The 8,093-nt window shown below is 39.5% G+C and carries 11 protein-coding genes; 1 reads left to right on the top strand and 10 read right to left on the bottom strand.

Annotated elements, in window-relative coordinates:
• Positions 1 to 174 precede the first annotated feature (174 nt).
• The 8 genes from ACLTU0_RS09405 to ACLTU0_RS09370 all read right to left on the bottom strand — a co-directional run bounded on the left by ACLTU0_RS09405 (position 175) and on the right by ACLTU0_RS09370 (position 5,766).
• The gene (locus tag ACLTU0_RS09405) at positions 175 to 738 is read right to left on the bottom strand and encodes a nitroreductase family protein (protein WP_412322185.1); all 564 of its coding nucleotides are present in this window, start codon (positions 736 to 738) and stop codon (positions 175 to 177) included.
• Between the two features lie 3 nt (positions 739 to 741).
• Complete coding sequence (locus ACLTU0_RS09400; RefSeq protein WP_412322183.1) at positions 742 to 1,203, bottom strand: metallophosphoesterase family protein; 462 nt, start codon at positions 1,201 to 1,203, stop codon at positions 742 to 744.
• A gap of 8 nt (positions 1,204 to 1,211) precedes the next feature.
• Positions 1,212 to 2,807 carry an O-antigen ligase family protein gene (locus tag ACLTU0_RS09395; RefSeq protein ID WP_412322182.1) on the bottom strand — a complete coding sequence of 532 codons (1,596 nt, stop codon included), beginning with the start codon at positions 2,805 to 2,807 and terminating at the stop codon, positions 1,212 to 1,214.
• Complete coding sequence (locus tag ACLTU0_RS09390; RefSeq protein WP_412322181.1) at positions 2,764 to 3,039, bottom strand: hypothetical protein; 276 nt, start codon at positions 3,037 to 3,039, stop codon at positions 2,764 to 2,766. The genes ACLTU0_RS09395 and ACLTU0_RS09390 overlap by 44 nt, the downstream gene beginning before the upstream one ends.
• A 321-nt stretch (positions 3,040 to 3,360) precedes the next feature.
• Entirely contained in the window at positions 3,361 to 4,278 is a 918-nt protein-coding gene (locus tag ACLTU0_RS09385; protein ID WP_412322180.1) for a TlpA disulfide reductase family protein, read from the bottom strand.
• Between the two features lie 19 nt (positions 4,279 to 4,297).
• Positions 4,298 to 5,203: a 4Fe-4S binding protein gene (locus ACLTU0_RS09380; RefSeq protein ID WP_412322179.1), complete on the bottom strand. Its 906-nt coding sequence runs from the start codon at positions 5,201 to 5,203 to the stop codon at positions 4,298 to 4,300.
• Positions 5,196 to 5,339, bottom strand: a complete 144-nt coding sequence (locus ACLTU0_RS09375; protein ID WP_022230317.1) for a CD1871A family CXXC motif-containing protein — start codon at positions 5,337 to 5,339, stop codon at positions 5,196 to 5,198. The genes ACLTU0_RS09380 and ACLTU0_RS09375 overlap by 8 nt, the downstream gene beginning before the upstream one ends.
• Before the next feature lie 34 nt (positions 5,340 to 5,373).
• Complete coding sequence (locus ACLTU0_RS09370) at positions 5,374 to 5,766, bottom strand: Fur family transcriptional regulator (RefSeq protein ID WP_022230318.1); 393 nt, start codon at positions 5,764 to 5,766, stop codon at positions 5,374 to 5,376.
• A gap of 445 nt (positions 5,767 to 6,211) precedes the next feature.
• Here ACLTU0_RS09370 and ACLTU0_RS09365 point away from each other — a divergent pair, with 445 nt between their 5' ends.
• Positions 6,212 to 6,484 carry an HU family DNA-binding protein gene (locus ACLTU0_RS09365; RefSeq protein ID WP_412322178.1) on the top strand — a complete coding sequence of 91 codons (273 nt, stop codon included), beginning with the start codon at positions 6,212 to 6,214 and terminating at the stop codon, positions 6,482 to 6,484.
• Between the two features lie 117 nt (positions 6,485 to 6,601).
• On the opposite strand, the gene ACLTU0_RS09360 is transcribed toward ACLTU0_RS09365, so the two are convergent.
• Positions 6,602 to 7,234: a replication initiator protein A gene (locus ACLTU0_RS09360; RefSeq protein WP_412322176.1), complete on the bottom strand. Its 633-nt coding sequence runs from the start codon at positions 7,232 to 7,234 to the stop codon at positions 6,602 to 6,604.
• Between the two features lie 47 nt (positions 7,235 to 7,281).
• Positions 7,282 to 7,980, bottom strand: coding sequence for a hypothetical protein (locus ACLTU0_RS09355; RefSeq protein WP_412322175.1), 699 nt, complete (start codon positions 7,978 to 7,980; stop codon positions 7,282 to 7,284).
• Between the last annotated feature and the right edge of the window lie 113 nt (positions 7,981 to 8,093).

The raw sequence follows: 8,093 nt of genomic DNA, 5'->3' as shown, positions 1-8,093 counted from the left end.
CCTGCCATCCACAAATCATAATCATCTTCAATTCCAACCATCAAATAAGTTTCAGTCTTATGGAGTGTTGTAATAGCTTTTCCAAGCTCAGACTTGATTTTTTCTTTCTGTTCCTCTGTTACTGATACTGTAACTTTTGAATCAATAAATGGCATTTTCTTTCTCCCTTCATTCTTATATAAAGCTGACTGATTTATCAAAATCTATCTCGTGCGGCTCTTTTTCCGTAGCTCTATGTCCTACCGCCACAGCAATTGCAAACTCGTGATCATCAGGAAATTTCAAGAGTTTTGCAAAATAATCTTTTTTCTCTCCTCGCATAACATCGTCAATAATTCCTATTATCAGGCTTCCAAGTTTCATTGACTGTGCTGCGAGCGCAATGTTCTGGACTGTTATTCCCGCGTCAAGCTTACTCCACTTAAAATCCTTATCTGCGCTTAATATCAATACTGTTGGCGCGTTATAATAAAAATTGTTTGGATTACTTTCGATTTTAGCTTTTGTTTCATCATCAGGAGCCGCTTTTAGCATTGTTAATTTACATTGAGTATCTATTTCTTTCAATATCGGATTATCCCCGTCAATAACTGAAATATGCACTTCCTGCATATTTCTTGCGGTCGGTGCCTGCAAGCCTGCCGTTATCAGTGCTTTAATCTCAGCGTCTGTCAGTTTTTTAGCTGTATATGCTCTTATTGAGCTTCTTTGTGAAATCGTTTTTAATACCTCATTCATTGATTATTCCCCCTCTAATTCAATCTTTTCTATGGAATATTCATTGTCGTTTACATTCATGACAGCCATTGTAATTGGCAGATTAAATCGTTTTCTTCCGCAGCTTCCGGGATTCAACCAAAGCTGACCACCTATATTTTCTTCACAATACTTATGCGAATGTCCAAAAATAATTATATCAGCTTTTATGTCCTGCGGTATGTCTTTTCTGTTATGGGTAAGGAAGAATTTTAAACCGCCCAACTCAAATTCAAGGCTTACAGGCAGGTTTTCTGCCCATTCCTTATCGTTGTTTCCTCTTATAACAAAAAGCTGTGCGTTTGGTTTCATTACAGATTTTATTTCATCTAATACACCCTGTGAATTAATATCTCCTCCGTGTATTACTGCATTGCTGCTTTTTATTATTTCTATAACCTCTGGACGCAGCAAGTTATGCGTATCTAATAAAACTGCTATTTTCATAATGTATATTATTTCGAAAGTAATACTAAATATTGAAATAATTTATCTAACCGCTCTATTTCTTCAAAATAAATTGCTTCTTGTTCTTCAAAGTTTTGCACTCCTAAAGTTTCTACAATATGCATTTTAGTGTTCTCTTGTTTTTCCTCTGAAAGCAAATGATCAAGATATATGCGGTAATCATGGAGAATATACAGCGGAGAAACAAGTGTTTCCACATCTATTGTATCTTCGAGTTTTTCACACCATTTTAATAATATTTCTTTAATAAGACGAATTGATTGCCACCTTTCATATTGAGCATCTCGTTCACTTTCAGTATACAGTGTTTTATATAGCTCTCTAAGTTGACCAACGTCAAATCCCTCTACCAGCACTTTGTCAAAAGCATTTATCACTCCAGATATACTCTGTTCAGTAAATACAAGCGGACGTCCTATATTTTCAGTCTGAGATGAACATTCCTTTTCTAAATGCGTCAGATCAATATTATATTTCTTTTTTACGTTCAAAATAAAATTGTCTTTATTCATCAAAATTTGTTTTTCTTTGATTGGTCTGCTAAACATACAATTCATTTGATCTTGAAAGAATTCCGAATCAATAATTAAATGGTCTGAATCCACATTAAACCCTTTTAGAATTGCTTGACTCTGGGCATCCATATAATTTAAATCGCCTAACCAAAATACTAACTTTCCATTACTATTAAAGCCAAACGGCACACTCCAATCATATTGATATATTCCTGGTATGCCTTGATTATAGAGCGACTGTATAAATTGGTTGTGTGCCACCACGTGCATCAGTTTTCCGTCTATCATCATTTCGTGATAGGCAAATATTCCTCTGCCGTACATCAGTTCCCACGACGAGTGTTTTATCGTATTGAGCATTGAAAGCCATATATCCCCTCGTCCGGTTCCGTGGGATTTGATAATCTTTTGTATACTGAAACGTGATGAAACATCTTCGGGCAGAATAGGAATAACAACCATCCACAGAATAATCGCCATGCCGATTGCCGTGCAAATTCCGATAATGCGCTGTTTTGTCCCCTTTGCGTTTATGAACACATACGACATTATCATAACCGCAAGCCCAAGCAACACACCGCGCGAGTCGGATGTGAAAACCATATATGCTCCGAGAGCAAGCAAAGCCGCGCATATAATAGTATAGATTTTGTTGTCTCTCAGCTTTTTTAAAGCGACTGCCATAGGCAAAAGAAAAAATCCGAAAAAGTAGTTCGGATCGCTTGTGGTTCCGAATATTATCATCGTGTTTCTGTCGCCGTACCAATCCGCACCGATAAATCCAAGCGTAATCAGTACGCCGAGCAGTGTAAGTTGTGTAATCTCAAACGCTTTAATTTCATTTTCAGCATATTTGCGCATGGTTATAAGAAACATCAGACCTACCGTTTCAAAATATCCGCGCACATATTGCAGCGCCACCGGGCTTCTGTCCGCAAACAACGTCATAACAACCGTTATCAGATACGCAAACGACAACAAATGAACGATGTTCAGCTCAAGTTTTTCATGATAGAAAAACCAGCTAACCGCAAAATATCCGGCAATAGGTATAGTCAGCAGTTTCAAAAAGGAATTTCCCGCAGCGTTGATTGTAATGGTAAGCGGCAATGCAAGAAAATACGAACAGGCAAGAATATTGAATGACTCTTTCCTTGCGTGGAATTTCTCCGCCGAGCCATTTGACAAACGCCGTAACGTCACGAATACATTTCTCGATGGTAGCGTCCGATTTTTCTTCGTTTACAAGATATTTTCTGAATTTTTGAATTTGTTTTTCGGTTATACTCTGTAATTTCATATTGACCGCTTCCTTTTTTTCACCATATATATTGCACCACTCAGGCAAAATTTATAAATTGAAGCTGTCAACAGTTTGCTCCTTTATCTCCGATTTTGTCAAACTTGCCGTAAAACGAGTCTTACTATTGCCGAATTATATAAAAAAAGCCGTCCGACAATAAAGGCGTGTTGCCTCTATGCCGTGCGGCTTTTTCTGCCGTCTGAAACCCTCATTTTAAAAAGGCTTTGTTTTAATTTTTTTATTTATAACGATTACATACCATAAACCGATGCAGGATTTTTTATAGTATATTTGTACAGCATTATTTTAATACTATTTTCATTTCATATCGGCGGCAATACATTGGTCGATTAATGATTTCAGCTTCTCCATTTGTGATTTGCCGGTAACGGCGCCGACGATCGGTTCTCCGACGATGCTACCGCTGCGGTCAACCACATATGTTGTGGGATAGGCGTATACATTTTCGGTAAACTTTCCCGCCTCGCTGTCAGAATCAAAGTATACATTCCGATAGGAGGCGTCTTTCTTTTTCAAAACTGCCTTTGCTTCGGATATTGCCGCCTCATCTCCGTCCAGCGTGAAAGAATTTATTCCGATTAGAGAACCGCCTTTCCCGGAAAGCTCCTTATTCAGCGCATCGAGTTCGGAAAGCTCATCCACGCAAGGAGAGCAGGTAGTGAACCAAAAGTTTACCACCGTGACAGCATTGCCTGAAAACAGCTCATCACTCTTTATTTCGTTCCCGTCCAGATCCTTTCCTTCAAAGGAGGGAAAATTTCCCGTACTGCCGTTATCGGATGGCATACTCATATCATTATCCGACGATTTTTGCGCTGTATCCGGATATTTTTTTTCAATTATAGTCAGCTTATTTTCAATATCCCGGATTTTCTCCGCTTCACCCTTGAGCAATTTAAACTCGTCCTCCGTAAACTGTTCCTTGACGGTGTCAATGGTTTTGAGAAGAAAATCACCGTAGTTTTTACCGTCCTCCTGCAAAGTCATACCTTTGTCCGCCGCCGCAAAAACCTGTTCCCAAAGCTTTGTATTCTCCGTCAGAATCGCATTTTCACGTGCCATCAGTTCTTCATGCATTGCTACCGCTTCTTCGGCATTTTTCGGTTCATTTTCCATACCGTTCAATTTGTTTTTATCCGCCGTTGTGCAGGCTGCCGTAACCAACACCACCAGCACAAGCGTCAGCGCCGCTGTTAGAAGTTTTTTTATACTCATATTTATTCCTCCTGATTTTTTATTTATCATTTGCGGCATTTTCGCCGCTTTTATCTTTACCTTCTCCGAAGCCGTACCGAAAACGAACGGCGTTTGTCGGACATTCCCGGACGCACATACCGCAGCGAATACATTCGGTATGGTTAGGCGTTTTCGTCACGTCCACATCCATTTTGCAAGCTTTTGCGCATTTTCCGCAGGCTACACATTTGCCGGTATCCACTTTCATTTGAAACAGCGAAACCTTGTTCAAAAGGGCATAGAACGCACCAAGCGGACACAGCCATTTGCAGAACGGTCTGTAAAACAACACGCTTACCGCAATTACCGCAATCAAAACACTGAATTTCCAAGCAAACAATGCTCCGAGTGCAGATCGAATACCGGAATTGACAACGGATAGCGGAATTGCTCCCTCCAATACGCCCTGCGGACAAATATACTTGCAGAAAAAGGGGGCACCCATTCCGACATCGTCTACCGCCAACGCCGGCAACAAAAACACCGTTACCAAGAGAACAACGTATTTAATCCAAGTCAAACATTTCAGCTTTTTGGTTGAAAACTTTTTTGTCGGGATTTTATGCAGCAGCTCCTGAAACCAGCCGAACGGACACAAAAAGCCACAGATAAAGCGCCCCAGCAATACTCCGAGCAATATAAGAATTCCTGTAATATAATATGAGAAACCATATTTTGCAGATCCCACTACCGTTTGAAGCGCACCGATAGGGCAGGCTCCGGATGCCGCAGGACATGAGTAGCAGTTAAGTCCCGGCACACATACTGTTTTTCCGGCTCCCCGATAAATTTCGCCCTTCAGAAAATTTGGCAGATGCAGGTTGCTCAACAGAGCCGCCGCTGCCTGAATGTAGCCGCGAAAGCGAGTCAGTTTTTGTGATATACCTGAAAATTTCTTACCCAATTCCTACACACTCCAGACATAACCTGATTGCCTTGCTCAGCACGGTCGCCGCCTCACCCCGCAAAGCTCCGGCGCACAACATTACTGTTCCGACAACCAAAAGCAAAGTCTGCACCGCCACCTTTTTCCAATGCATATATTGCCACATCCTTTCTTTATCCGCTTTCGGATTATATATTGTTTTCCGTTTTACATTCCGGGCAGATTCCCTCGAACACGGCTCTGTGACGAAATACCGTGTAACCGGTCGCATTTGCAACCTTTTCATCCGGATCGGAAAGATAATTAAACGGAATATCAATTACCTTTCCGCACTTAAGACAGATAATATGATAGTGAAGGTCTGTTCTCAAATCATATCTGTCTGCACCCGACACCTTGATATGAAGTATTTCTCCGTCCTCTGACAGACAGTTTAAATTGCGGTATACGGTACTCTGACTGATTTTTCCGTCAATTGCATGAACCTCCTCACATATCGTGTTGGCGGTCGGATGATCTGTGTGGCTTCTGACCGTTTCCAGAACGATTCTGCGCTGTTTTGTTTCTCTGTGTTTCAGCATTATTTATGCGCTCCCCTAATTTTTTCATATTTCAAATTTGTTATTCAGCGTCCGTCAAGTGGAACATATTCGCTGCACGGAGCAACAGCAGTATATGCCGAGCAAATGCTTTCATTAAGTTTTTCTCGTTTCTTGTTCTCGCATATTTATTGTTTTTCATAATCATTTCATACGGTTCATTTCATTTTTGTATTATGAGGAATAATTCCTAATAAGGATTATACAGTAATCTATTCTTCTTGTCAAGACAAGCGGCGGAAATTTTCGCCGCTCTCTGCTTTTTTGGCATTTTGCACTATGAAAATTTTTATGATTTTTTTGCTTTTCTTATAAACGCAAAAGCTATTTTTCTTTCAAAACTACAAAAATCATCAGTATGTATTGCCAAAAAATAAAATCTGTGATAGTATACAAAATAACCATATACGAACGAGGAGGTGTGACGATGAACAAATCAGAGTTGGTTGCGATAATGGCTGAAAAAGCGAGCCTTTCAAAAAAGGACGCCGAGGGCGCATTGAACGCATTTGTTGACGCTGTAAAGGATGCCGTAAAGAAGAACGACAAGGTTCAGCTTGCCGGCTTCGGAATTTTTGAATCTCGTAAAAGAGAAGCAAGAGAAGGCAAAAACCCGCAGACGGGCGAAAAAATCAAAATCGCCGCGTGCAACTCGCCGGCTTTCAAGCCCGGCAAAGGCTTCAAGGATTACATAAACTAAGAAAAACAAGAGAAAACCGCCAATATGATTAAAATCATTCTCGGCTGTTTTTCTATGTGAATTTATTACTGTATATTTATATTTATTCCAATATTCCAAATTGGAATAAGGTTACTATTAACTGCTGTTAAGCTTTATAAAATTTTCTTTTTCATCTTTATTTAAACTCTCAGGCTCATTATTATCAGTATCGTTATATTCAGGTTTATTATTATCAGTCTTATTTGGTTTTAATTTTGAAATGTCCTGACATTTATTTTTTAAATCTCCCGACCTTTCAGCCGTAGAAGTCCTGTCCTTTAAATTTTCAATGTCCGAAGATAAAATAGAGGTAGAGGGAGCAGAGGAGGAAGATATAATTTCTTTTTCAATACTTTCAGGTTCTTTTTCTTCCAGCACACTGTAATCAATTTTACCGATATATATGAGGTTAGATCTGTTCAAGCCCTGTCTTTTTTCCTCTATCAAACCTACCTCTTTAAGCTGTTTTATAGCTCTCCAGACCGTTGTGCTGCATATGCCGAGCATATCAGCCAAGTCCTCGCGCTTAAAAATCAAAAATATAGTTCCGTCATCTTCAATCCAGCCGTTTGTTCTCGACAGCTCCATTCGGTCAAGAAGCAGGGCATAAAGCATTTTTACGTCATTATTGATTGTGGTCTTATATCTCGGATTTGTATATAGTTCTTTCGGCACCTGATAATATTTGTGCTGTGTTACCTCACTGATTTTATATAAATTACTGTTCACTGTTTTCTCCTCCTAAAACTTAAGCAGGGCGGCAAATGCCGTCCTGCTCATAATTCCATTTCCTCATCATCTTCGTCTTGTTCTGTGTATGCCTGAATACGGTGCAGAGTTTTAACAATATTATCAATAATAATGGGTACTGTTCTATGATAATAATTGCCGTAATACACCGAATGTTTATCAAGCATTTTCTTATGTTCATCACTTAATTCATAACCATCTTCAAGCGTATCCATCACACAGCGGTACATCTCTACATATTCTTCATCTGAAAACAACTTCTTTTCATTAACCAACCCAGACCTTGTCGCAAAATCTTCTTTTGCACCTGAATAATTATTTCCGAAGTAGTTTCCATGCTCTACCCCATTATAGTTCTGCCGCCATGTTACAAATTCAAAGCCTCCGCTGTTTAATTCCCTGCCTGCCAATACAACATTATCATACTCCACCAGCAGCTTATATGATTGTGATAAGCCCGGCACTTTGAAATCAGGTGCTTTTTCCATTGCGTTGCCATACTCTTTTACAAGTGCATCAGCAGAAAGCAAGCAGTCGTTAATCTCATAATAATGCTCATCGCCATTCACATTCTTATACTGCTCTACATAACCGCCATTATCAACAAAAAACTCTTTTATGTCTGCTATATATACCGCCATGCCTTCTTCTGTCCTCTTATACCATACATCCTCAAAGCGCCGCATATGACTTTGAATTTCACTGAATAATTGGTCGTTTTTCATATTGCCTCTCCTTTCTCATTTAATTTTTATATATAAAAAGGAGATAATCTCATTTCTGAATGAACCGACCCCCAAAAGTTAGACCAAAAATCTAACTATTGGGAGGTCGGTTT

Source organism: Hominilimicola sp. (assembly GCF_046972485.1).
GTDB lineage: Bacteria > Bacillota > Clostridia > UBA1381 > UBA1381 > Hominilimicola > Hominilimicola fabiformis.
Note: the sequence above shows the minus strand (reverse complement) of the source record. Positions and strands in the feature narration are given on the sequence as shown.

Bases quoted from the DNA above. Each gene is read 5' to 3' on its own strand.
- ACLTU0_RS09405 (WP_412322185.1), bottom strand. From the start codon at position 738: ATGAATGAGGTATTAAAAACGATTTCACAAAGAAGCTCAATAAGAGCA.
- ACLTU0_RS09400 (WP_412322183.1), bottom strand. From the start codon at position 1,203: ATGAAAATAGCAGTTTTATTAGATACGCATAACTTGCTGCGTCCAGAG.
- ACLTU0_RS09390 (WP_412322181.1), bottom strand. From the start codon at position 3,039: ATGAAATTACAGAGTATAACCGAAAAACAAATTCAAAAATTCAGAAAA.
- ACLTU0_RS09385 (WP_412322180.1), bottom strand. From the start codon at position 4,278: ATGAGTATAAAAAAACTTCTAACAGCGGCGCTGACGCTTGTGCTGGTG.
- ACLTU0_RS09375 (WP_022230317.1), bottom strand. From the start codon at position 5,339: ATGCATTGGAAAAAGGTGGCGGTGCAGACTTTGCTTTTGGTTGTCGGA.
- ACLTU0_RS09370 (WP_022230318.1), bottom strand. From the start codon at position 5,766: ATGCTGAAACACAGAGAAACAAAACAGCGCAGAATCGTTCTGGAAACG.
- ACLTU0_RS09365 (WP_412322178.1), top strand. From the start codon at position 6,212: ATGAACAAATCAGAGTTGGTTGCGATAATGGCTGAAAAAGCGAGCCTT.
- ACLTU0_RS09355 (WP_412322175.1), bottom strand. From the start codon at position 7,980: ATGAAAAACGACCAATTATTCAGTGAAATTCAAAGTCATATGCGGCGC.